The 21,224-nt window shown below is 57.7% G+C and carries 24 protein-coding genes; 1 reads left to right on the top strand and 23 read right to left on the bottom strand.

Translation table 11 applies throughout. The features are described 5' to 3' along the window. Positions 1–10: 10 nt before the first annotated feature. The 22 genes from ON16_RS07845 to ON16_RS07740 form a co-directional block, all read right to left on the bottom strand. Positions 11–1,078, bottom strand: coding sequence for a phage tail sheath C-terminal domain-containing protein (locus ON16_RS07845; RefSeq protein WP_040661145.1), 1,068 nt, complete (start codon positions 1,076–1,078; stop codon positions 11–13). After that, complete coding sequence (locus ON16_RS07840) at positions 1,075–1,566, bottom strand: hypothetical protein (protein ID WP_040661141.1); 492 nt, start codon at positions 1,564–1,566, stop codon at positions 1,075–1,077. Before ON16_RS07840 ends, ON16_RS07845 begins: the two co-directional genes overlap by 4 nt. Further along, the gene (locus ON16_RS07835) at positions 1,563–1,865 is read right to left on the bottom strand and encodes a hypothetical protein (protein WP_040661139.1); all 303 of its coding nucleotides are present in this window, start codon (positions 1,863–1,865) and stop codon (positions 1,563–1,565) included. Before ON16_RS07835 ends, ON16_RS07840 begins: the two co-directional genes overlap by 4 nt. Further along, positions 1,862–2,212: a hypothetical protein gene (locus ON16_RS07830; protein WP_040661137.1), complete on the bottom strand. Its 351-nt coding sequence runs from the start codon at positions 2,210–2,212 to the stop codon at positions 1,862–1,864. The genes ON16_RS07835 and ON16_RS07830 overlap by 4 nt, the downstream gene beginning before the upstream one ends. A gap of 43 nt (positions 2,213–2,255) precedes the next feature. Next, complete coding sequence (locus tag ON16_RS07825) at positions 2,256–3,287, bottom strand: phage major capsid protein (protein ID WP_040661135.1); 1,032 nt, start codon at positions 3,285–3,287, stop codon at positions 2,256–2,258. A gap of 123 nt (positions 3,288–3,410) precedes the next feature. Then, positions 3,411–3,758 carry a hypothetical protein gene (locus ON16_RS07820; protein WP_040661133.1) on the bottom strand — a complete coding sequence of 116 codons (348 nt, stop codon included), beginning with the start codon at positions 3,756–3,758 and terminating at the stop codon, positions 3,411–3,413. 113 nt (positions 3,759–3,871) lie between these two features. Further along, positions 3,872–4,795: a hypothetical protein gene (locus ON16_RS07815; protein ID WP_040661131.1), complete on the bottom strand. Its 924-nt coding sequence runs from the start codon at positions 4,793–4,795 to the stop codon at positions 3,872–3,874. Between the two features lie 49 nt (positions 4,796–4,844). Beyond that, positions 4,845–6,014 carry a phage portal family protein gene (locus tag ON16_RS07810; protein WP_040661129.1) on the bottom strand — a complete coding sequence of 390 codons (1,170 nt, stop codon included), beginning with the start codon at positions 6,012–6,014 and terminating at the stop codon, positions 4,845–4,847. A 91-nt stretch (positions 6,015–6,105) separates the two neighbouring features. Further along, the gene (locus tag ON16_RS07805) at positions 6,106–7,350 is read right to left on the bottom strand and encodes a PBSX family phage terminase large subunit (RefSeq protein ID WP_040661127.1); all 1,245 of its coding nucleotides are present in this window, start codon (positions 7,348–7,350) and stop codon (positions 6,106–6,108) included. Beyond that, on the bottom strand, positions 7,328–7,798 hold the full coding sequence (locus ON16_RS07800; RefSeq protein WP_040661125.1) for a terminase small subunit: 471 nt from the start codon (positions 7,796–7,798) through the stop codon (positions 7,328–7,330). Before ON16_RS07800 ends, ON16_RS07805 begins: the two co-directional genes overlap by 23 nt. Positions 7,799–7,978: 180 nt before the next feature. Further along, positions 7,979–8,749 carry a ZIP family metal transporter gene (locus ON16_RS07795; RefSeq protein WP_051131622.1) on the bottom strand — a complete coding sequence of 257 codons (771 nt, stop codon included), beginning with the start codon at positions 8,747–8,749 and terminating at the stop codon, positions 7,979–7,981. A gap of 155 nt (positions 8,750–8,904) precedes the next feature. Beyond that, a complete protein-coding gene (locus ON16_RS07790; protein WP_040661123.1) occupies positions 8,905–10,851 on the bottom strand; it encodes a complex I subunit 5 family protein in 1,947 nt (648 codons plus the stop codon). 17 nt (positions 10,852–10,868) lie between these two features. Then, positions 10,869–12,353: a complex I subunit 5 family protein gene (locus ON16_RS07785; RefSeq protein ID WP_040661122.1), complete on the bottom strand. Its 1,485-nt coding sequence runs from the start codon at positions 12,351–12,353 to the stop codon at positions 10,869–10,871. 30 nt (positions 12,354–12,383) lie between these two features. Further along, positions 12,384–13,829 (bottom strand): complex I subunit 5 family protein, encoded by a 1,446-nt coding sequence (locus tag ON16_RS07780; RefSeq protein ID WP_040661121.1) that lies wholly within the window; start codon positions 13,827–13,829, stop codon positions 12,384–12,386. A 30-nt stretch (positions 13,830–13,859) separates the two neighbouring features. Continuing rightward, the gene (locus tag ON16_RS07775; protein WP_040661120.1) at positions 13,860–15,374 is read right to left on the bottom strand and encodes a complex I subunit 5 family protein; all 1,515 of its coding nucleotides are present in this window, start codon (positions 15,372–15,374) and stop codon (positions 13,860–13,862) included. Next, positions 15,374–15,748 carry a sodium:proton antiporter gene (locus ON16_RS07770; RefSeq protein WP_040661119.1) on the bottom strand — a complete coding sequence of 125 codons (375 nt, stop codon included), beginning with the start codon at positions 15,746–15,748 and terminating at the stop codon, positions 15,374–15,376. Before ON16_RS07770 ends, ON16_RS07775 begins: the two co-directional genes overlap by 1 nt. Continuing rightward, the gene (gene mbhE / locus ON16_RS07765; RefSeq protein ID WP_040661118.1) at positions 15,748–16,641 is read right to left on the bottom strand and encodes a hydrogen gas-evolving membrane-bound hydrogenase subunit E; all 894 of its coding nucleotides are present in this window, start codon (positions 16,639–16,641) and stop codon (positions 15,748–15,750) included. Before mbhE ends, ON16_RS07770 begins: the two co-directional genes overlap by 1 nt. Beyond that, positions 16,634–16,885 (bottom strand): Na(+)/H(+) antiporter subunit B, encoded by a 252-nt coding sequence (locus tag ON16_RS07760; protein WP_040661116.1) that lies wholly within the window; start codon positions 16,883–16,885, stop codon positions 16,634–16,636. The genes mbhE and ON16_RS07760 overlap by 8 nt, the downstream gene beginning before the upstream one ends. Beyond that, positions 16,882–17,205, bottom strand: coding sequence for a monovalent cation/H(+) antiporter subunit G (gene mnhG / locus ON16_RS07755; protein ID WP_040661115.1), 324 nt, complete (start codon positions 17,203–17,205; stop codon positions 16,882–16,884). Before mnhG ends, ON16_RS07760 begins: the two co-directional genes overlap by 4 nt. Further along, positions 17,195–17,527, bottom strand: a complete 333-nt coding sequence (locus ON16_RS07750) for an MrpF/PhaF family protein (RefSeq protein ID WP_040661114.1) — start codon at positions 17,525–17,527, stop codon at positions 17,195–17,197. Before ON16_RS07750 ends, mnhG begins: the two co-directional genes overlap by 11 nt. Continuing rightward, a complete protein-coding gene (locus ON16_RS07745) occupies positions 17,524–17,988 on the bottom strand; it encodes a Na+/H+ antiporter subunit E (RefSeq protein WP_040661113.1) in 465 nt (154 codons plus the stop codon). The genes ON16_RS07750 and ON16_RS07745 overlap by 4 nt, the downstream gene beginning before the upstream one ends. A gap of 50 nt (positions 17,989–18,038) precedes the next feature. Next, positions 18,039–18,932 carry a LysR family transcriptional regulator gene (locus ON16_RS07740; protein WP_040661112.1) on the bottom strand — a complete coding sequence of 298 codons (894 nt, stop codon included), beginning with the start codon at positions 18,930–18,932 and terminating at the stop codon, positions 18,039–18,041. Between the two features lie 297 nt (positions 18,933–19,229). Here ON16_RS07740 and ON16_RS07735 point away from each other — a divergent pair, with 297 nt between their 5' ends. Beyond that, positions 19,230–20,108 carry a LysM peptidoglycan-binding domain-containing protein gene (locus tag ON16_RS07735; RefSeq protein ID WP_040661782.1) on the top strand — a complete coding sequence of 293 codons (879 nt, stop codon included), beginning with the start codon at positions 19,230–19,232 and terminating at the stop codon, positions 20,106–20,108. A gap of 239 nt (positions 20,109–20,347) precedes the next feature. On the opposite strand, the gene ON16_RS15330 is transcribed toward ON16_RS07735, so the two are convergent. Further along, positions 20,348–21,224: glycoside hydrolase family protein (locus ON16_RS15330; protein WP_081579629.1), on the bottom strand; the 877-nt coding region annotated here is incomplete at its 5' end.

Genomic DNA, 21,224 nt, shown 5'->3' with positions numbered 1-21,224 from the left:
CAAGTATCGCTTAAATGGTGATGTGGGCCGTCAGATAAATCTGGTTCAGTCCGTGAGCCACCGCAAAGCTGAATTCCACCAGACACACGGTGGGATCGTCTGCCGACACGCTCACCGCCACCTCGCCATAGCTGTCGATAATCTCCGCCGCCAGCTTCTTCTCCAGCTCTACAATCACCTGTGAGCGAATCGCCCCTCGGTTCTGAGCCGTATTTTTTGTCCGGGTGAATTTGCTGCGCAGAGAAGACCGGATGGCCGGAATCACATTGTCCACAATCTGGATGGTGCTCAGTTCCCGCCATGTGGCGTCCGCGGCCCCGTCCGTGGTAGTCTTCGTGGTGACGCACCGCACCGGGGAGATTACCCCCGCCACACTCTCCATCGGGGTCACACCGCCTCGCACCAGCGTGTCAATATCGTTGTCGCTGTACACGGCGCTCAACCCATTCAGGCCATACAGCACCGCCCCATTCAGCGGCACTGCCGGGTCGCTTCCTCTGGCGACCGCGCCAGCCAGCGCTGCCGCGCAGAAGACCCCCGCCAGCGTCTCTCCGCTGGTTCCCAGACCGTCCGGTCCCACCAACACCATGCGCTCGCTATTCAGCGCAGCCGCGTGGGTCACCAGCTGGGCAACCTTTTCCTCGCTTCCGCCCACCACGGCGATGCGTTCCTTCCTCCTTGCCGACGCAGTCTCCACCTCTGTGCGCAGCGCCTGATGAACGGCGGTGTCCGCGCTGTCGCAAACCACGATCCGCACATCCTCCAGGTTTCCAAGCGCCGTAAAGCCCGCCTCATAGTCCGTCGTCGCGCCCGCGTCCGCCACCCGAACTGCCATCACCTTGGATGCCCCGTTCAGAAACAACAGCCGCAAAATGGCGCTCATACCCGCACTCTCTCCGTCTTCTCCAAAAGCGTTGATACCCTCGGCGTAGCCGGTCAGCGTCACCGCCGTTCCCACATCACCCTTGGCCGCCTTCGCCGCCACGCCGATGGTCTTCGTCCCAGTTCCTGCGGATACCACGGAAGACGCGTCATAAGAGGAATAGATCCCCGGACGCTCATGCTTCGTCGTACTCAATGTCTCATCGTTCCTTTCAAAATAAAGTCCAGCAGATTCCCTGTCTCATCAGAGTCCTCCGCCAAAAACGCGGCCCTGCACGCCGCACTCCCCTTCCGTAAAAACATTCCCGTGGTCTTGTCCCACGCGATGCCGCTCCAGCTCATTTTTCCCAGCCGTAGCCCGGCGGGCAGTCCTCCCATCAGCGCTCCGACGGCAGTCTCCATCGCCGTTTCACAAATTTCAGCCCGCTCCGCCCACACACTGAGAGAAATCGTTACTTCCATCTGCATACCGTACAGCTCACGGACAGTCCCGTTCTTCTCGTCCCAACTCTCGCCCAGATAGCTGGACAGTCCCACAGCTTTCCCCTCTGCGGTGGCCACATCCACCGCGGCCACCGCGCCTGCATACTTCTTCGCGTTCCCCTCATAGGCCGGCACTGCCGCCACTCCCGCACTCTTCAACGCGGAAATCACCGCATCCCGCACCTGATTTAGTCCGTTCATTCCGCCGCCTCCCTCTCCACCGTCAGGGACGCCCACCAGTAGACGATCTCGTCCCCAATGTAGACGCTCTCGCAGCTGCGCACCGTGTATCCCCGTCCTCGAAACTCCACCCGGTCCCCCAGCTTCAATTTCGTTTCTCCAAGATACATCCACTTCCGGTCATCCACCGCTCCCAGAGACGAGACTTCAAATGGCACGGCTTTTTCTCTTGCGGGCTGAATAAACGCCCGAGTCTCCGTCCCGTTTACCTTCACCGTCTGTCCATACTTTCGTAAAATGCGGGCAATGCTCGGCTTCATCCCCGCACCCCCCGAACGGAGAAATTCTCCGTCTTCACATAGGGGGCCATCAGCCGTTTGGCCTCTTTTCGCAGGTCTTTTGCCGTCTCGCTGCCTTCCGTCTCCGTTACAGATACGTCCCCCGCCGTGAAACGTAAGGCTCCGCCCCGTCCGGTAATCAGCCCTGCCGCGGCGCTCATCGCCGCCGCGCAGAGAAACGCCGCGCGGCACTGCTCCGCCGTTATGCCGTCCCGGAGCCTCTCCGTCCAATCCTTTTCAGCCGCCGCGCACAACAGCGCCAGCAGCCCCGCTTCATCCCCTCCCGCGCTGGAGAGGGGCGTTGCCAGCGTCAAAATATCCTCTTGCATCTTCCGCGCCTCCCTTCTGTTCCCACTCAGGCGGCAGAACCGCTCAGATTACCAGAACCTTGCTCGCCTCTGTAAACAGCTTGGCGAATCCGGAGATGGACGTGATTGCCGCCCGCTCCAGCTGTCGGTCGATCAGCTTGTCGTATTCCACCAGCACATCACCGGCACAGATCTGCTCCAAGGCATACCCCTTGTCAAGGCCGATCATCTTGCCGGCTGGCATGGCGCTGGTTCTCAGCAGCGTGGCCCCCAGCGGAGTGGTCAGCGTGCCGGTTCCCTGAAAATTTAAGCCCGTCAGCGGATTCTGGAATTCACTGAGCTTCAACAGCTTCAGCATCACGTCGCCGCCCACCAGCATGGTGTTCATGGTGTACGGATCAAACTGGCTCCAGAATTCCAACAGGGCGTCATAGCTCAGCGTACCCTTGGTTCCGGACACAGGCGCGGTGCCGATGGTATAGATTGGGGCGGCATTACCGTTGCCGTCGCCGTCGCACAGCACCTTGATGGCGTCCTGCAAATGCATTCTGCCGATGTAAGCGCCGATCTGGCGCAGCGTCACCGAGAACAAATCCAGTCTCTGGAACCGGATCGCCTCATAGGACGCCACCAGCATCCGGCCTCTTTTGTGCAGCCGCACCAGATTCTCCTGCGTCCGGATCGTGGTAGACGGGATGGTACTGCCCTCTTCCACACGCTTGAGCTCCTTTTCCTTCTCCGTGGGCACAGATGCGATGGATCGGTAATCCATTCCCTCCACATTCGTCACCGTGGCAGTGATGGCGGGCAGAATGCTTTCCTCCTCCATCCCCTGGCGCACCACACGGGACACAAACTCCGGGAACAGCACGGCGGAGTCGCTGGTCTTGAAAAACTTCTCCACGCGGTCGCTGCCCGCGCCCTTAACTTTGATGTCAAAACGCTTGAGCTGGCGCTGAAACGCATCCAGTCCCTCCGCGGGGGTGCCGCGGTAATTTTCGCTGGGGTCCAGTTCCTCCAACGCCTGAGAAAAGCTGCGGCCCGACTGACCGTACATGCCCTTTTCCAGTCTGATATTTTCGTAATGATAAGCCATATGCTCTGTCCTCCTCATACTATTTTTCGATGAAATTCTTTCATCAAAGCTGCCGCACAAAGCGCGTCAGCCCGTATCATGCAGAATTCAACGCGCTGTGTGCTGTAAATAACATTCAATGTTTTACAGCGCAAATACAACGACTTTCGCTGTCGTATCCGCATCCACTACGAGATAGTTCCGCCCCGTGGAATCAACCTTAACGCCGCCGCTTCCGTCTGCGGACAGTTTGCACCAGCCCGCAGTGGGCGCGGTGTCACCGGTATAGTCGGCGGTGATAAACCCGCCCAACTGCACGGCGCAGGCGTCTCCACCCCGGCCCAGAGAGATTGCCTGTCCACAGAATGCGTCTCCCGCGCTGCACAAGCCTACGCTTCCGTTTCCGCTCACCTTCACCAGATCGCCCTCCTGAACACCCGCGCAGGCAAATGTGGCCGCCCACTGTCCAATGCCCTCAAAAGAAATTTTCATCGTGCTCCTCCTCAATATTGATTGTTTGGATTTCACCGCCAAGCCGCTCCACACAAGTCATTTCCGCGCGCCGCCGCTCCCAGCTCCCTCCTTTATGTAGCAGGCGTGACGCGTCACACCCGGAACACCTCTCCGTCTCCGTCCTTCACTTCGCGGCCCGCTCTGCGCAGCTGGATGGAAAGCCGCTTCTCCGTCCGCGCTTCATAGGCTTTTTTCAGTTCCAGCAGCTCCGATTCCTCCAGCTTGTCCGCAATGCCCTGAAACACGGTTCCATCCAAGTCCTCATCGCTTACCAGCGCCAGACGAACCACCTCCCGGCGCAGGCCCGCCAGATAGCTTCTTCCCATCTCCGCCTGCTTCTGCAAGGTGTCCCATGCCTCTCGAAACTCCTTTTTCTGCCCCACGTACTGCGCAAGCCCCGTATCCGTCTTTTGGCCGAAGCGCTTCAGAACTCCCGCCTCTCTCTGGGCGGGTACCGCCACAAAGGACCATTCATAGGCGTCAGTCGGCTCCCTCAGTTCCGCATAGCACAGCTGAGAACCATAGGTCTGCCCCTTTTGGTGCTGGCAGGTTCCGCTTTCCTCTCCGCAGATGGAGCATACGCTCCGCCCCACCGCACAGCCCACGGAGACTTCCTTTTTGATGCCGCCCTCGATTTCTGCGATCAGGTCGGCGTTTTTCTCCGTTTTCAGCAGATAGGCCCATACTTTCAAATAACAGTATCCATCGCCCGCCGCCGTGACTCGTCCCGCTTCCCGTACCATCTCCGTCCGATAGATTCTCGCCGTCTGCCCCAGCGCCGACCACTGATGGTCAAACACGCCGCTCTTCCCCACGAACAGATCGCCCAGTATGCTGAGCGCTGGCTCGTCGAACCGTTCAAAGTCCCGGTCCACCTCGTTGTCACACAGCCGCACCGCAAAGGTGTACACCTCGTCCGCCGTCAGAATCTTTTTGGCGAATCGGTTGATGCAGCTCATGTCATCCTCTCCGACAACCCATTGCTCCGCAGTTCCCGTGTCCTTTCGTACATCCATTCTTGCGCCCCTCTTTCAAAAAATTTGTTTGAGTGATCACTCCGCTGAATTACGACCGCATTTTTCCCGTCTCCTGCCGGTCGTTTTCAAGTCTCAGCTTTCGCGCCTGCTCCAGATACAACGCCGCCCTCGCGTCTTCCACCTCGTCCTGCAAATTGATGTCCTCCCAAACCAGCTCAAAGCTGCACCCATACCCATGCATACGGAGCCACAGTCTGCAAACCTGTTCCACCGCAGGCGCCAGCGACCGCCGGATGGCTGTGATCTCGGTGGTCAGCATGTCCGCCTGCTGAGAGCTCATCCGCTCCGTGGAATTCCAGCACAGCCCCAGCATGAAGGGCGGAATTCCGGTTTTCGCGACGATTTGTTCCAAAATCTGCCGCACCGGAATCTCACTGTCCAAGATCTGTTCATCCGCGCCGATGGCTTTGATCTCCACATCGCCCACGGCAACAAAATCCCGCACCCGTCCGTTTTTCGCGTCCTGCATGGCGGCGGACCACTCTTCCGCCAGTTGTCGGCTCCGCTCCGCCGCCTGTCCCCGGCCATCCTCACCGGGTTTGCAGGTCACCGCAAACCGCACATTGCCGCACCGCTCCCAGTTGACTCCCACAGTGTGATAAATTTTCATTAGGATGTCCGCCAAAAACGGCATGGATCGCAGCAGCGACACGCCGTAGGGATTTCCCGTCTCCGGGTTAAACGGCGTGAACAGCAGCAGCTCCTGCCGGGGCAGCGGCCCCATCCGTCCCGACTCGTCCCGGCCGCAGAGGCAAAAATCCAGCGGATTATCCCCCTCCTGAATCTCCACGTCCTCTGCCCGGCCGCACAGCAGCGCCGCGATCTCCCGCCCGTTTCCCGTGGGCACAATCTCGCCCACAGCTCGGCCGCAGGTCAGCAGTGAATCCAGATAACACTCCAAAAACGCATTGATTCCCCGTTGTCCCCGCCCCGCCGGAACGGTGCGCAAAAACTCTTGCAGCTCCCGTTCCGCCCGCACCTCTGCGCACTTGACGGATACGCCTCCGGTCATCCTCACCAGCTTGTAGATTGCCGCGTCCACCAGCGGAACGCCCTCCCGAATGGCCCGGTACAGCCGGATTTCTCCTTCACGCAGCGGTACGTATCCATCCAAAATACCGAAGGGATGACGTTCCGCGTTCCGCAGTTGTACCGCTGCCGCCGTTTCCGGCTCCTGTCTTTTCTTCCCGAATTTCATGATTGCTCCTCCCGCATGCTCCGGACGGCATCCCCCGATTCGCCGCCCGCGTCTTCGATGCGCCTCTGCGCCGAAAATTCACAGTGCCGCCTCACATTTCCCGCTCTACCCATGTGGCGGCAAATCCGGCTCCCTGTGGCTTTGCGATGCTCATGGCAAAGTAGCGCAGGTCGTCCATGGCGTGGTCATTTTCTTTTTTCGGCGCATCCCGGTTACCGGACTCCCAGCAGTACCCTTCCATCTCCCGCAGGCAGTCTTCGCAGCCTTCGCAAATAACAATTTTTCCGCTTTTCAGAGCGTCCGCCGTGGTCCGAATTCCGTCCAGCACATTGTTGTCCGCCTTTTCCACTGAAAACCCCGCCTGCCGCAGCGCCGTGATAAAGCTGGCCGCCGACGGGTCCGCCACCACCGTTTCCACCTTCCGCTCCCCGATCAGCTTCCTCATATCCTCCACGTATTCCTCGTCGGTCTTCTGCCGCCCCTCCATTCTGGAATTGTAATAATACTCCTCCACCCGGTACCACACGCCGCCCCGAAGGCCCCATAGCCCAAAGGAGGCCGGATTTGCCGTTCCGTAGTCCACGGACACCCGCCACCGTTCCATCTCACCCTTTGGCGCGGCGGCGCAAAATGTCTCCCGCTCAAAAAAGTCGTAGATCAGTCCCTGCGCCGCCACCCATTCTCCCAGCACAAAACGCCGGTAAAAAATGCCGCTGTAACAAGTTTCGTACCGCGCCCGGATCTCCTCCGTCAACACCGGATTGTCCGCCATGGTGAAGTGGAGATACAACGCCCGCTTCTCTCTTGCCTTGCAAATCCACTCCCGGTAAAACCAATGGTTCGGCCCCTCTGGATTGCAGTCCAGCCACAGCTTGCTCCCCGCCACAGAGCACCTCGCACATGCCTGCTCCACAAACGATTGGGGCATCAGCGCCGCCTCGTCTAACAATACCCCCGCAAAGGTGCTCCCCTGAATCAAAGCCGCACTGGACTCGTCTTTTCCGCCGAACAGACAGAACCGATTTCTCCTTTTTCCGCTGCAAACCACCACCAGATTTTCCGACCGCTTCTCCGTGCAGGTCATCCCCAGCTTCCGCAGCACGGGTACGATTTCCTGCAAGACATTTCGCCGCAGAGAGAGAATTGTCTTTCCGCACACGCCGAACTGCTGACCGTCAAAGCTGCTCATTGCCCACAAAAAGAAGGACAGTCCCATGGAAAAGGTCTTTCCGCTTCGCACAGCCCCGTCGCAGATCACCGCGTCGTACCGTCTCCCATCCGTCTGCCACCAGCGCAGCGCCCTCCGCTGCTTATCAGAGAACCGTACCGCCTCCACGCTCCGGCCCCTCCTTTTCATCCTCCGCCTTCAGCGCCTGCAAAAACCGCTCCATGCCGTCCTCGCCGCCCTCATCCAGCAAACCCCACAGGGTTTCCAGCGCCTGCACCCGGTCGATCAGTTTCATCTCCGTTCCCTTGTCCGTAATTTTCAACTCTGCCACATCGGACAAATCCAGTTCTCCCGACTCCAGCATCTCCCGGTTTGCCAGCTTTGCCGCGTCCGATACCCGTCCAAACGCCATCTGTCCCAGCCGCCGCAGCACATCCTGCCGGGTGGGCAGCTCCATCCGCCGCATCCATTTTAGCCGCTCCTCCACCGCCGTCAGCCGCAGAAGGGCATAGCCGTCCTCGCGTCCCACGCTTTTCGCCGCTCGGTTTGGGTCCATGGATAGCAGAAATTCCCGGCAAAACCGGTCAAGTTCCCCGCCGGTCAGTTTCTTTTGCATCGTTCTCACCTCGCTCTTACATGAAGTAGGCCCCCTCCCTCACAACTTGCACGTTAGCGTACATGTCCCCAAAAAACAAAAAAATTCCGCCTTTCGGCGGAACCACAACTTCCCTTAGATGGACTCAATATTTTCTCAGCCTAAAAAACGCTCCGCCCGCAGACGAGATTCTTGTGCGTGCTACATATAAATGATGATCATTCCCACCATCATTCCAATCACCGCCGCCAGCGCCGGGGCTTTGGATTGCCACAGGCCGCTTGCCTCCGGCAGCAGCTCTCCAAACACCACGTACAGCATCGCTCCCGACGCAAGACTCAGCGCCACCGCCAGCGTTCTCGGCCCCAGCGTTCCCAAAAAGTACCCCGCAACCGCCCCCAAAATGGTAGGCGCCCCTGTAACGGCAGTGGTAATCACCGCTTTCGGCTTTGAAATTCCTCCCGATATCAGCGGCACCGCCACTGCCATCCCCTCTGGAATATTGTGCAGTCCGATCACCGCCGCCATCATTAATCCACCCCGGCTCACCGCTCCCACCGCTGCCTCCTTGGCAAATGACGCGCCAATGACCATCCCCTCCGGCACGTTGTGCAGCGCAATGGCCGCAGCCATAACCACGCCCGCCATAAACATTCCGCCCCGGTTTTGCTTCTCCGTCTTTTCGCGCCTGCTCTCAATTTTTGCATTCAGCCCGCAGATGATCCCGTATCCTGCCAGCACACCTCCGACAATCAGCCCCAGCGGTGTCTGCCCCTCGGCGCTCACCGGTGCCAGCGCGTCTGTCAGCAAATCAAAACACACTACCGCCACCATAACCCCCGCTGCAAAACTCAGCAGCAAGCTGATCGTCCGGCTGGAGTCCCGTCGGAACAAACAGCTCACTGCTCCGCCCAGTCCTGTGCCCCCCATCCCTGCCAGCGCGGTAATTCCCAGCATCCGCAGCACTTCCACCTTCCTATTTCCCCTTTCAATCCATCGCCTTCACCGCCTCGGTGTCGTCCCTGCCGAAACCGCCTCCATCGGCACACAATAAAAAGGACAGGAAGCCGCACAGCAACTTCCTGCCCTTTTCTTTCGTCTATTCGCTCTCGCCGTATCCTCTTCGGCTATTGGAAGATGATGTAGGTCAGTGCCCCTATCAACCCAACTCCCGCCAGCGTCAAATCGAAGGCAAATGTCTCGCCAATCAAAAACCGCTTGGGTTTCCGGGCATACACACCGAAATTCTCGTTCTTCTTCGGTACGAATACGCCGGGTGCTTTCAGGTACAGCAGCTTTTCTCCCGCCAGCACCAAAAAATCTCCAATGCCCGCGCTCACCCGGGCGCACAGCGCCCCAACGAACGCAAGTCCCTTCACGACAGGCCGATACACCAGATCTTCCAGATCCAGCTTCTCCGGCCAAAGATCCGGGTACGCCGCTCCATCGGCCGTCTTCTTTCGGAACACCGTCCGAACCAGCAGCACGTATATCGCCGCGCCGATGGCCAGCGAAATCAGTGCTCCCTGCAAATTTATCCAGGAGAAATACTGGATACGCCCGTGATGCTCGCCTGCCCGCAGGAATATAGAGGAACTCTCCGCAATTGTCTGCATACTGGCCCAAGGCGTCAACCCGAGGGCCAGCAGCAAAAACGCTGTCAGCCCCACCGTAACCTGCGTCGCCGGAGCCATGTACTCCCGGGCGTTGAACTTCTGTTTTTCTGCCCGGCGTTCCAAAAAGATCGCCGCAAACAGCTTTGTCATATACGCCGCCGTCAGTCCGCCGGAAATCAAAAAGAGCCATTCCACCGTTTGAAATCCCGCTGCGGAAATCCCCAGATGTTCCAGCTCGTGGATATATTCCACAATGCTCTCATGAAGCAGCGTTTTACTGATGTACCCGCTGGTTCCCGGCACACCGGCAATGGCCGCCGCACCAATGAAGAACACGGTTTTCAGCATGGGCTTGTTTCGTCCCCAGCCTCGAATATCGTTCAGGTTCAGCGAATGGGTTCCCAGATAAACCACGCCCGCCGATACAAACAGCACCAGCTTAATCAGCCCGTGATTCAGCATGTGGAGCACAGTCCCCCATGCCGCCAGCGCGTTTTCCGCTCCTAGGTAGCCCTGCATTGCCACGCCCACCAGAACAAATCCAATCTGAGACATGGAGGAACAGGCCAGCGTCCGTTTCAAGTTGATGGAGAACAGCGCCAGCACCGCACCCAGCACCATCGTGATCGTTCCTGAAACCAAAATCACCATATTCCAATCGGCGGAGGAAAAGAACAAGTACCGGGATGTCACCAGAATGCCGAAAATACCACTCTTGGTCAAAATTCCGCTGAGCAGTGCCGATGCCGGCGCAGGCGCCACCGGATGGGCCTTTGGCAGCCAAATGTGCAGCGGGTACATGCCCGCCTTAGCCCCAAAGCCCACCAGACAGAACAATCCCGCCGCAAACAGCTCGCCGTACTGGTCTTTCCGCAGTGCCGCCACCAGTCCCGGCATCCGTTCAAAAATTAACGACCCCAGCAGATGATGCAGCATCAGCAGCCCCACCAGTAGCATCATTCCCCCGAACACCGCCACCGCCAGATAGGTCTGTCCGGCCCGCAGTGCCCCGGGATTCTCATTTTGCGCCACCCACACATAGGAGGCAAAGGACATGATCTCAAAAAATACAAACAGGGTAAACAGGTCTGCCGCCAGAAACACACCCATCAGCGCTCCCAGCGTCATCAGCCACGAGCAGTAATAGCGGTTCACTCCTTCGCGGTCCGCAAAATATTCCTTGCAGGGCAGCGCCGTCATCAGCCACAAAAATGCGGACAGCACCGCCAGCATCGTGTGCAGACTCCCGGCCTCAAACCGCAGTCCCATGCCGCATACCTGCGACAATACCGCTGTTCCCGGAAAGGCCAGCAGCAGCACCGCCGCCATCAACTCCACGCCGGGAATGACGCGAATGTACAGATTACGGTATTCTCGACCTCTTCTGCGCAGCGGATAAACAAAATACGCCGACAAAAAAGGAAAAAACACTAAAAACAACAACAAAAATGTACCCACTCAGCGTTTTCCCCCTCTCAAAGCGTATTGAAGCCCACCGCCTGCAAAAATGCGATCAACGGATTGGATACCAGCGCCAGTACAATGCCCGCCGCCGCCAAAACCACCAGCGGAATCGTCATGGCCTTCCCCGGATCATGAATGTCGGCCAGTGCCTCCGCGTCCACCGCGCCCACCGGGAACCATGCCCGGACAAAAATCGTCATCATATACAAGGTCGTCAGCAGGGTGGACAAAATCAGCGCGCCGATACCCACATAGGCCAGTGGGTCCGCCGACAACACTGCGGCGGAGCAGATCATCCACTTCCCCGCAAAGCCGCCCAACGGCGGCAGTCCGATCAGCGCGAACGCCGACACGGTAAACGTCCCGAATACCACCGGCATCCGCCGCCCGATCCCTTCAAACTCGTAAATATACTCCCGCCCGCACTTCTGGATAATCGCGCCTGCGCAGCAGAACATGGTGATCTTCACCACCGCATGATAGACCATGTGGGTCAGTGCGCCGGTGAGTCCTGCCGGCAGCATCAGTGTCAGCGAAAAGAGGATATAGCTGAGGTTGCTCACCGTGGAAAAGGCCAGCCGCCGCTTGAGGTGGGGCGTGCGCAGCGCCCGAGCGGCCCCGTATACGATGGTAACAATCGCCGCCGTCATAACCACGGTCTGAGCCGTGGTTCCCCGCAGAAAATCCGCACCAAAGCCGAAGTAGATCAGCCGCAGCACCGCAAACGCTCCCGCCTTCACCACCGCCACCGCGTGGAGCAGGGCGCTGACCGGCGTGGGAGCCACGGACGCGTCCGGCAGCCATCCGTAAAACGGGAAAATGGCCGCCTTCACGCCAAAGCCAAAAAACGCCAGTACAAACACAGCCCGCAGCGTGGGTTCGTTCCCCGCCGCCTTCACCATGTCCAGCACACCGCCATAGGTGAAGTCCAGAGTTGTTCCATAATTGAGCAAAAACACAATGCCGATAAAAGCAAACGCCGCTCCCGAAAGGGAATACACAAGATATTTCCGTCCGGCGTACCGAGCCTTCTCGTCCATAAAGTGCATCACCAGCGGCAGTGTCGCCAGCGTCAGCAACTCGTAGAAGAGATACAGCGTCAAAAAGTCTTCTGCAAACGCCACTCCCAGCACCACGCCGAAGCTGGCGATCCAAAAGCCGAAGAACCGGTTCTCCTGCCCTTCGTGAGTCATATAATCCAAGCTATACAGCGTGATAAGCGGCCACAGGGCCGACACAATGGACCCATATACCATCGACGCACCGTCAATGCGCAGCGAGATGGAAAACTCGCTGGAAAACCGCACCAGTGTGCAGGCCGGGGCCACGTCGGCCGCAGCCGCCACCGCAATGGATGCGAAGGAGAGGGCCGCCGTCAACAGTACCGACGCCATAATATAGCAGTTGCGCACCTTTCGGCTCTGGGGCTGCAAAATCAGCAGTCCCAAGCCCAGCACCACAGGAATCAAGATGGGAAGTGCCTGAAGCCAGTACATCCGTCGGCCTCCTTTCGTTCCGGATTCATATCAGAATATCTGCGGCAGCAGTGTCGAAATCCACACCTGCAAACCGTTTGGAAACAGTCCAAAGAGCAGCACCGCCGCGCCCAGCAGCATCATGGGCGCAGTCATCTGCGGACCCACTTCCCGGCGCTCCACCAGCACGTCTTTGCCTGGGAAGAATCCCCGCACCACAATAGGCAGCAGGTACCCGGCAGTCATCAGCGCCGACAGAATCAGCATCGCCACACCCAGATACCCAATAACCCGGGACTCAAAATTCAGCGCCGCGGACGCTAAATACCACTTGCTGATAAATCCGCTCATCGGCGGAATGCCGATAATGGACAGCGCCGCCGCGGAAAAGCACACCATCGTTCGGGGCATCCGCTTTCCGATGCCCACCAGCTGATCCACCAGAGTGAAGTTCGTCGCAATGATGATCGCGCCCGCCGCCATAAACAGCGCATCCTTTGCCAGTGCGTGGAACACCATCTGCAAAAGCGCACCCCGCACGCCCCCGGGTGTCAGCAGCAGCAGTCCAAACAGCACATAGGACACCTGACTAACGGTGGAATAGGCCAGCCGCTTTTTCAGGACCTTCTCCTTCAGCGCCAGCATAGAGCCGGTGAACACCGTGCAAAGGGCCAGTATCAGCAGGGCATACTGCGCCCAGCTTCCCTGCAAAAACTCCGGGCCAAACAGGTAGTATGTCACCCGGATCATCGCCAGCACACCGCCCTTCGTAATCACGCCGGACAGCACGGCGGAGGCCGGGGCCGGAGCCACCGGATGGGCCGTGGGCAGCCACGCCTGCATGGGCATCATGCCCGCCTTTGCGCCAAAACCCACCATCATCACAAAAAACACGCACAACAGCAACGGTCTGTGTTCTTCCGCCAGTTGGAGATTCAGCGCACCCCCGCCGGAAAAGCTCTGGTTCAGCAGGAAGTGGGACAGGAAGAAATATCCCGCCAGTGCCATACCCGCGCCAAATACGGAATACCCCAGATATTTCAGGCCGGCCCGCCGAGCCGCCGGAGTACCGCTATGAAGCACTAAAGGCACTGTCAGAAGGGACATCATCTCAAAAAACATGTACAGCGTCACGAAGTTGTCCGCCAGCGCAAGGCCCATCAAGGCGCCCAGCGTCATGGTGTAAAATCCCTGAAACTGCTGTTCCCGCCCCGCATGGCGGAGATATGTTCTGGCAAACATCGCCACTGGCAGCCAGATTGCAGCAATCAGTACCATAAAGAACTTGGCCAGAGAGTCACTCTGCAAAGCCAGCTGCAACGTTCCCTCAATGGTCATCAGCTTCATAGAACGCTCCGGCAGGACGCACAGAACGAGCGCAGCCGCGGCGGTCGCGGCAGTCAGCCACAGCACCATCCGGTTGCGGGTCTTTTCATCTTTCTGGCGGAAGACGAACACGCCTCCCACCACGGGCAGCAAAATCGGTATCAGCAGCAAAGCGGATTCTCCCCTCGCAAAATTTCTGTGTCACATCAGCCGCACGCCGGCCTCGATCACATTTAAAATCGGGTGATAGACAATGCCCAACAAAAAGATCAGGCCCATGAACGCCGCCGCCGCGATAAAAAACGAACGGTCGAACCGTGTATCCTCCGGTTTCACCTCCAGCATAATGAGCTGAATCTCTTCCCAAGGCGGCCGCACCCAAATCGCCAGAATTGCCGGCACATAGTACAGTGCGTTCAGCACCGTGGACGCCGCAATCGTCAGCAGTACCACCGCCATAAAGGGCGACTCCAGTGCAGCCTTTGAAAAATACAGCTTGGACACGAAGCCCCCCAGCAGCGGAATGCCAATCATGGAAAGTGCGCCCACCGTGAAGCCGACTCCGGCGGCAACGTCCCGATAGGCACTCCCCCGCAGATTTTTCAGCGACCGATGATGTCCGCTGACTGTGGAGAGCCGCCCGGCGCAGCAAAAGAGCAGCGGCTTGCAGGCCGCGTGAACCAGAATGTGGAAGCACGCCGCCACCACGCCCGCCTCGGTCCCCAGCCCCAGACCCATAAAGATGTATCCGATCTGAGCCACCGAGGAGTTTGCCAGCATCCGCTTCACGTGATATTCCCGCATCGCCGCAAGCGACCCGAAGATCATGCCCAAAAGGCCCAGCGTCAGCAAAATATTGCTTACGCCCACCTCCCGCATCAGCTCCAACCCGAACACCCGCGTCATCAGCGTGATGAGCAGCACAATGTACCCTTTCAGCACCAGCCCCGACAAAATGGCAGAGGACGATGTGGTGGCACCGCCGTGCGCGTCCGGCAGCCATAAATGGAAGGGAAACATAGCTCCTTTGATGCCAAGACCCACCACCATCAGTCCAATGGACACGATCAGCGGCCGGTGATACTGCCCCAGCTCCGCCAAAATCGCCACAGCGTTCGCCAGCGGCTCCATCAGCAGGTATCCCGCGATGCTGTTGAGCAGTGTCAGGCCGATTAAAAACAGGCCCGACCCCAAAAGGCTCATAAAGAGGTATCGAATCGTTGCGATCAGGTTTGGTCCCGTGTCCTTCGCCATCACCATGGCACAGGCCGCAATGGTGGTGATCTCAATGAACACGTATCCGGTGAACATGTCGTTGGTGTAAACCAGTACCAAAAGTCCCGCCATCAGCAGGTCCGTCATGACAAAATACAGCCCCTGCTTTTCCGGCAGAATGTCATGGAACAGGCTCTGTCCTCCGCCCAGCAGGGATAAGCCCATGACAATGGCAAATACCGTCACCAGCAGCGCCTGTAAAGGCCCTGCCTTGATGGCGTTGCCAAAGGGCGCGGCAAACCGCCCCATGGAATACACAAAACTGATGTTTTCCGTGTAAAGGCAGTACAGCAGCACCGCCGAAAGCACGGCAATCGTTGCCGACATCGCCAGCGCCAGCCGATAGGTCTTTCGCCCGTCCCGAATTACTGCGGACAATACACCGCAGACAATTGAGATAAAAATGCAGATAAAGGGGAGGTTCTCGTAGAAAGGCCGCATCAATCCTCCTCCTTCTTTGCCCGCTCCAGCAGTTCGTGCAGCTCAATAGTGCCGTAGCGCTGATAAATGCGCTGGATCAGTGCCAGCGAAAACGCTGTCACACTGACCGACACCACGATTCCAGTCAGCACCAAACCGCTGGGAATAGGGTTGATATACAGCGAGGCATTGACGCTTCCCTCGTCTATGATGGGTGCGCCATGTCCTTCGATGTATCCGAGAGAGGCCAGCAGTAAAAACACTGCGGAGTCCATAATGCTGAAGCCGATGACCTTTTTCATCAGGTTCTGCTGGAGCATCATGTTCAAAAGTCCGATGCCGAATAAAATCACCGCTACCACGGCGAATCGGTTTTGCACGATTGCCTCCAGCATCAGACTTTCCCCCTTTGAAACATGGTATAGAATCCATAGATGGTGCAGGCCACCACCAGCCCCACCGCCAGATCAATCACGATCATCATCCACTCCATCTCCAGCTTGATTCCGTTGGCTCCCGCGAAGATGTAGATGCCATAGGTCAGCGCATAAGCCATCAGTCCCGTGATCCGCACCGTGTCATAAAGGCTCCGGGTCAGCAGCCGACTCAGCTGTTCCGGCCCGTAAGCAGAGGAGTAGAGAATCAGCCCTCCACCCAAAATTGCGCCGCCGGAAAAACCGCCGCCCGGCGATATCTCTCCGTTGAACAGCACATACAACGCAAACAGCAAAATAAACGGTGTCAGCAGCTTGGCAGATTTTCGCAAAATGTTGTCCGGATGGGTTCGCTCGATGGCGTCCTCCCGCCGCAGGCGATGGAGCGTCTGCTCGTCGGTGTTGTTTTTGTCCCGCTGCAACAGCATCATCACGCTGCTCACCGCTAAAAACAGCACACAGCTCTCGCCCAGTGTGTCAAATCCACGGTAGCTCAAAATCATGCCCGTCACGGCGTTGGTGGCACCGGTTTCCTCCTCGGTGTACTCCAAATAGTGACGGGACACCTCGTTGTTGGTAGGATTCCCCGGCTGACCAAAGGGCGGAATATAGATCACCGTGGCAAAAAGAATCGCAATGAGTGCCACGCAGAGAAAGCCCGCCGCCAGCGGATAGAGCCCAAGAAATTTTTTGAGCCGCAGACGCTCTCGCTGCTCGTGCAGCTCCGGCGGTTCCTCCTGCCGTGGCGGACGCCGGTTCATCACGTACTGAGTTGTGCGGTCAATGGGTTCGCTGTCTCCGTTCACCCAGTCTGCAAAGCGTCTCCACGCGCTCTTTTCCCTTCCGTCACTCATCCCGTGTACCCTTCAGCGCCCGAATTTTTTTCAATGTCAAGAAAAAGAGGATACCGCTGATTCCCGTGCCCACCGCGGCCTCCGTGATGGCAAGGTCCGGACTTTGCAGCATACTCCACAGCACTGCCAAAATCACGGAGAACGCCAGATACACAATCACCGTCGCCAGCAGCCGCTTGCACAACGGGGCCGCCGCCGCGCAGATGATCAGGCCCGCCAGCAGAATATTTTCCAAGATCGTCATCGTTTTTCCACCTTACATTCCGACTTGAGATTGGGGTTGGTCGCCGTCTCCACCTGCGCAATCAAATGACTCGCCACCGGACTTGTGATCCAAAGAAACACCAGAATCAGCAGCGCTTTCATGGAGGACAGTGTGGGTGCGTGGAACAAGATCACGCCCACCAGAATACAGAAAATTCCCAGTGCATCGCCCACTGCGGCGGCGTGCATCCGGTTGAGCACATAGTCGAACCGGTAGAGTCCCAACACCGCCGAAAAGAACACGAACACGCCAAACACCAAAAAAATCAGTCCGGCAGCGGTCAGAATGTTATTCAGCATGCTCTGCCGCCTCCTTCTTCGCATCCGTCGGTTCAGTCTTTCTGCACTTTCTCCAGTGGCGCACCAGCACCAGCCGCGTCATAACCACCACGGTCAAAAAGCTCAAAAGAGCGTATACCAGCGCCACGTCCACCAGAAAGTCCTGTTTCAGTCGTACCGATAAAATCGCGATAATCGCCACCGCCATGGTGTTGATCATATTGACGGCAATTACCCGGTCTGTAAAGCGCGGCCCAATCACGGCCCGCACCAACGTCGCCAAAATCAGCACCGCCAGCAGGACTGCCGACGCCGTCAGCGCCAAGTTTTTCAGGTCGGTCATACGTCCCTCTCCAGTTTCCGCAATTTCCGTTCAAACTCGCTGTGCTCCAACCCCTCGGCCAGAGAGGTATCCAGCGCGTGAACGCACAGCAGATCCCCTTCCTGAGACACGGTAATCGTCCCCGCTGTCAGGGTGATGGCGTCACTGAGGGCGGCCCGGGCGCTGTCGTTCATCAGATCGGTGTGAAACCAAATAAGTCTTGGCTCCATATTCCGCCCCTTCGTATAAATGAGCCGCATTACCACCAGCCCTGCCCACAGCATTTCCTTCAAAAGATACAGCAGGTAGCAGACACCGCCCCCCAGCCTTTTCAGCGCTTTCAAGTCCCCGGAGAGACTGTATCCCAGCGTCCGGCAGGCCAGTATGTACAGTGCCACGGAGACGATTGCCCCGATGGCGCAGATCTCAAATCCCAGTTTTCCGGAAAGAAGAACCCAAAGTCCAAACAGTAGAATACCCAAGCAGCCGCCTCCCCTTTATCCGCTTAATAATCAAAGACGTTCTTCCAAATTTACAGCATTGCGTCCGGGCCACGCCGTTTTTTCGCGTATTCCTGCACATACCGCATGAAATTCCGCGTCACCGGTGACAATGCCTTCAGCTGCGGCACGCCCATTCCCAAAACGCGGTACTGGGGCGGGTCCATGGGCATGGCCACCGCGTCGTTCTGATAGTTCCGCAAAATCAGCTCGGGCAGGATGGAAACCCCCAGCCCCGCTGTCACAAGGCTGATGATGGCATAATCGTTGCAGGCGGAAAACCGGATATGCGGATATTGCTTCAGTCGGTCTAATATATGGTGGACCTCGTAGTCATATCCAGCAAGCGGCATGATAAATTGCTCGTTTTCAAACGCCTCGATGGGCACAGACACCCCCTCCGTCAGGGGATGCCCCGGCGGCAGAAGCGCCAGCATCTCGTCCCGGCACAGCGGCAGCCAGTCAAAGGATCGCTTTTCTCCGCCGGTGTACAGGCATAAATCCGCCTCATGATTGTCCATCATGGCGTCGATGCGGTCCGCGCCGCCCTCGATGATCTGAATTTCCACATTGGGATAGTCGTTTTGAAATGCGCTGATGATGTTGGGGAGCCAGTAGATCGCCACGCTGGAAAAAGAGGCGATTCGGATATGACCGGTGTCCGCGCCCTTAATCTTGGCAATATTCTGCTCCAGATTCTCATTCGTGCTTAAGAGCTGCCGAATAATGGGCAGCAGCATCTCGCCTTCAGAGTTTGGAAGGATGCCGGAGGAGGTTCGGATCATCAAAGGAAAGCCCACCTCGTCCTCCAGAGATTGCATCATGTGGCTGATGCCGGACTGCGTATAACCAAGCTCTTCCGACGCCTTGGACAAGCTTCCCAATTCCACCGCGCGGACGAATGCCTCGTATTTTTTGATATTCACGCGCTATGCCGCCCTTTCATGTTTCGTAGTACAAATCAGACATTCTCTAATAGCCACCCTTATGTTATCGTATCTATGTAAGAAATGCAAGAGCTTTCTTCTTGAGCCGTGCTATGCCGATGCCACGGTTCGTTTCTCTCATACAGGGCAGTTCCCTCTTCCGGTTTGACAGGGCTGGAAAGATGTAGCTGCCCGCCCCTCTCATAAAAGGAAGCCGCTGTAGGATTACAGCGGCTTCCTTTTTGTGCATATATCCCCGTCGTCCCGCATAGGTTGCCGGCAAGGGGGAATGTTTAAATGACGATTCATGTGGTAAACATTGGCGACTCAATAGACTCCATCGCCGCGGTATACGGCGTTGATCCTTTCCGTCTGGCTGCGGACAACGAGGTCCCCGCCTCCGGCGCTCTCGCAGTGGGACAAACTCTTGTCGTCCGCTTTCCAAAAGTCATCCATGCCGTCCGCGCCGGGGATACCCTCTCCTCCATTGCCGCAGCTTACGGAGTCACCGTCCGCAGCCTTTATCAAAACAACTGGGCTCTGGGTGGTGTTCCCGATTTGGATGTGGGTATGGACATCGTGATCTCCTATGAGGAACCTCCAATTGGCGCGGCCTCCTTCAATGGCTACGCCTACCCCTTTATCGACCGCTTGCTGCTGGACGCGGTTACTCCGTATCTCACTTATCTCACGCCCTTTACGTACGGCATCACCGCTGAGGGCACTCTTTTTCCGCCGGAAGATGATGCGCTCCTTCTCTCCGCCCGGGAACACGGAGCCCTCCCGGTTCTCCATCTTTCCACCTATACGGAAAACGAACAGTTTGATTCCGAGCGCGCCGCTCTCATCCTGACGGATCAGGCCGCGCAGGCCCGGCTAATCGCCGATATTGAGCAGGTCTTGCGGGAAAAAGGTTTCGCGGGTCTGGACGTGGATTTTGAATTTCTCCCCGCCTATCTCGCCACACCCTACGCGGAATTTCTCGCCCGCCTCCGCCGTCTTTTTGGCGCACAGGGCTATTTTGTCTGGGCGGCTCTCGCGCCCAAAACTTCTGCCGCCCAGCGCGGCCTTCTCTACGAAGCCCATGACTACGCCGCCATCGGCTCCGCCGTAGATGCCGTTCTTTTGATGACGTATGAGTGGGGATATACATATCACCCATGTTGTTATATGTGATTGTCCCGGAAATCATTCGTGATTTCCGGGACATCTTTTTGCCTAATGCTACTTGCCAAATGTACCATCCATCTTGCACAATTCTGTTCTGAAAACTTGTGCAAGTTTTTTATTTTCACGTATTAAGGATGGAAGCTACTGGCTTGGGATGATTGCGGTGTTAAACCGCGCAAAATAGCAAAGAACCCCCACCAACCATAATGGCTGATGGGGGTTCTATTTGTGCCCGAATCGGACACTTACGTATTAAACAGTTTCTGTTCCGCGATTCTTCGCCGTGTCAGGCCCGCGATGGCCTTGCCGCCGGACTTGTTGTACAGCGGCAGCTTGGCGGCGATCTGCGCCGCCGTGCGGCCCTTGCAGAGCGTCTTGAGGCACCCGCCGCCGCAGTTGTAGGTGAACGATACCAGCGCGTCAAATTGATTCTGCGTCAGCTGGGCTGTGATGGGGCAGTACGCCACGTTCAGCACGTACTTTTCGTACTTCTTCAGATCTTCCACCAGCATCGCGTCGGCCTTTTCCTGCGTGATGGTCTGGTTGGCCTTTACGTCCGGGCCGTAGTGACCCCAGCCAATGGTCCAATACTTTTCGTAGGCAAAGGGCTTGTACGCTTTCAGGCGGCACCCTTCAAACTGCTTGATCAGGGCCAGTCCGGCTGCACCGGTGGACGTGGGCCGCGCCGTCGTGGTCTTTTTAAGCGTAAACACGATGTAGCTGTACAGCACCCGGTTGCCGTCGCAGTACCAGCTGCCGCCGTCCCTGTTGAAGAACAGTGTGCTGCCGCCGCCATCCAGCATGATGGCTTCATCCCAACCGTAGGATGCCAGACGATCCCGCAGTTCCTCCGGGGTCAGCTTGTCCCGGCAGGCGTACCATGCCACGCGCCCCTGCTTGCGTCCGATGGCCGCCCGCGCACAGCGGTACGCCATGTCCGGCTGATAGTCGGGCTTGTTCACCGGAACGCCGTGGATGATCAGGGACACGCACTGGATGTAGTTTCGCGCGTCACTAGCGGGCAAGTCCGCCATGCGCCAGTCTGCGGGGTTGTCCCACACGATGCCGCCGGAACCCAGCCGCAGCAGTGCCACATAGTTCGGCGCACACAGCGTCTTCCCG

Origin of the sequence: Oscillibacter ruminantium GH1 (genome assembly GCF_000307265.1) — a bacterium.
GTDB lineage: Bacteria > Bacillota > Clostridia > Oscillospirales > Oscillospiraceae > Oscillibacter > Oscillibacter ruminantium.
Note: the sequence above shows the minus strand (reverse complement) of the source record. Positions and strands in the feature narration are given on the sequence as shown.

Excerpts from the sequence above, each read along its gene's own strand:
- ON16_RS07840 (WP_040661141.1), bottom strand. The coding sequence starts at position 1,566 with ATGAACGGACTAAATCAGGTGCGGGATGCGGTGATTTCCGCGTTGAAG.
- ON16_RS07835 (WP_040661139.1), bottom strand. The coding sequence starts at position 1,865 with ATGAAGCCGAGCATTGCCCGCATTTTACGAAAGTATGGACAGACGGTG.
- ON16_RS07830 (WP_040661137.1), bottom strand. The coding sequence starts at position 2,212 with ATGCAAGAGGATATTTTGACGCTGGCAACGCCCCTCTCCAGCGCGGGA.
- ON16_RS07825 (WP_040661135.1), bottom strand. The coding sequence starts at position 3,287 with ATGGCTTATCATTACGAAAATATCAGACTGGAAAAGGGCATGTACGGT.
- ON16_RS07820 (WP_040661133.1), bottom strand. The coding sequence starts at position 3,758 with ATGAAAATTTCTTTTGAGGGCATTGGACAGTGGGCGGCCACATTTGCC.
- ON16_RS07815 (WP_040661131.1), bottom strand. The coding sequence starts at position 4,795 with ATGGATGTACGAAAGGACACGGGAACTGCGGAGCAATGGGTTGTCGGA.
- ON16_RS07810 (WP_040661129.1), bottom strand. The coding sequence starts at position 6,014 with ATGAAATTCGGGAAGAAAAGACAGGAGCCGGAAACGGCGGCAGCGGTA.
- ON16_RS07800 (WP_040661125.1), bottom strand. The coding sequence starts at position 7,798 with ATGCAAAAGAAACTGACCGGCGGGGAACTTGACCGGTTTTGCCGGGAA.
- ON16_RS07785 (WP_040661122.1), bottom strand. The coding sequence starts at position 12,353 with ATGTACTGGCTTCAGGCACTTCCCATCTTGATTCCTGTGGTGCTGGGC.
- ON16_RS07775 (WP_040661120.1), bottom strand. The coding sequence starts at position 15,374 with ATGCGGCCTTTCTACGAGAACCTCCCCTTTATCTGCATTTTTATCTCA.
- ON16_RS07770 (WP_040661119.1), bottom strand. The coding sequence starts at position 15,748 with ATGCTGGAGGCAATCGTGCAAAACCGATTCGCCGTGGTAGCGGTGATT.
- mbhE (WP_040661118.1), bottom strand. The coding sequence starts at position 16,641 with ATGAGTGACGGAAGGGAAAAGAGCGCGTGGAGACGCTTTGCAGACTGG.
- ON16_RS07760 (WP_040661116.1), bottom strand. The coding sequence starts at position 16,885 with ATGACGATCTTGGAAAATATTCTGCTGGCGGGCCTGATCATCTGCGCG.
- mnhG (WP_040661115.1), bottom strand. The coding sequence starts at position 17,205 with ATGCTGAATAACATTCTGACCGCTGCCGGACTGATTTTTTTGGTGTTT.
- ON16_RS07750 (WP_040661114.1), bottom strand. The coding sequence starts at position 17,527 with ATGACCGACCTGAAAAACTTGGCGCTGACGGCGTCGGCAGTCCTGCTG.
- ON16_RS07735 (WP_040661782.1), top strand. The coding sequence starts at position 19,230 with ATGACGATTCATGTGGTAAACATTGGCGACTCAATAGACTCCATCGCC.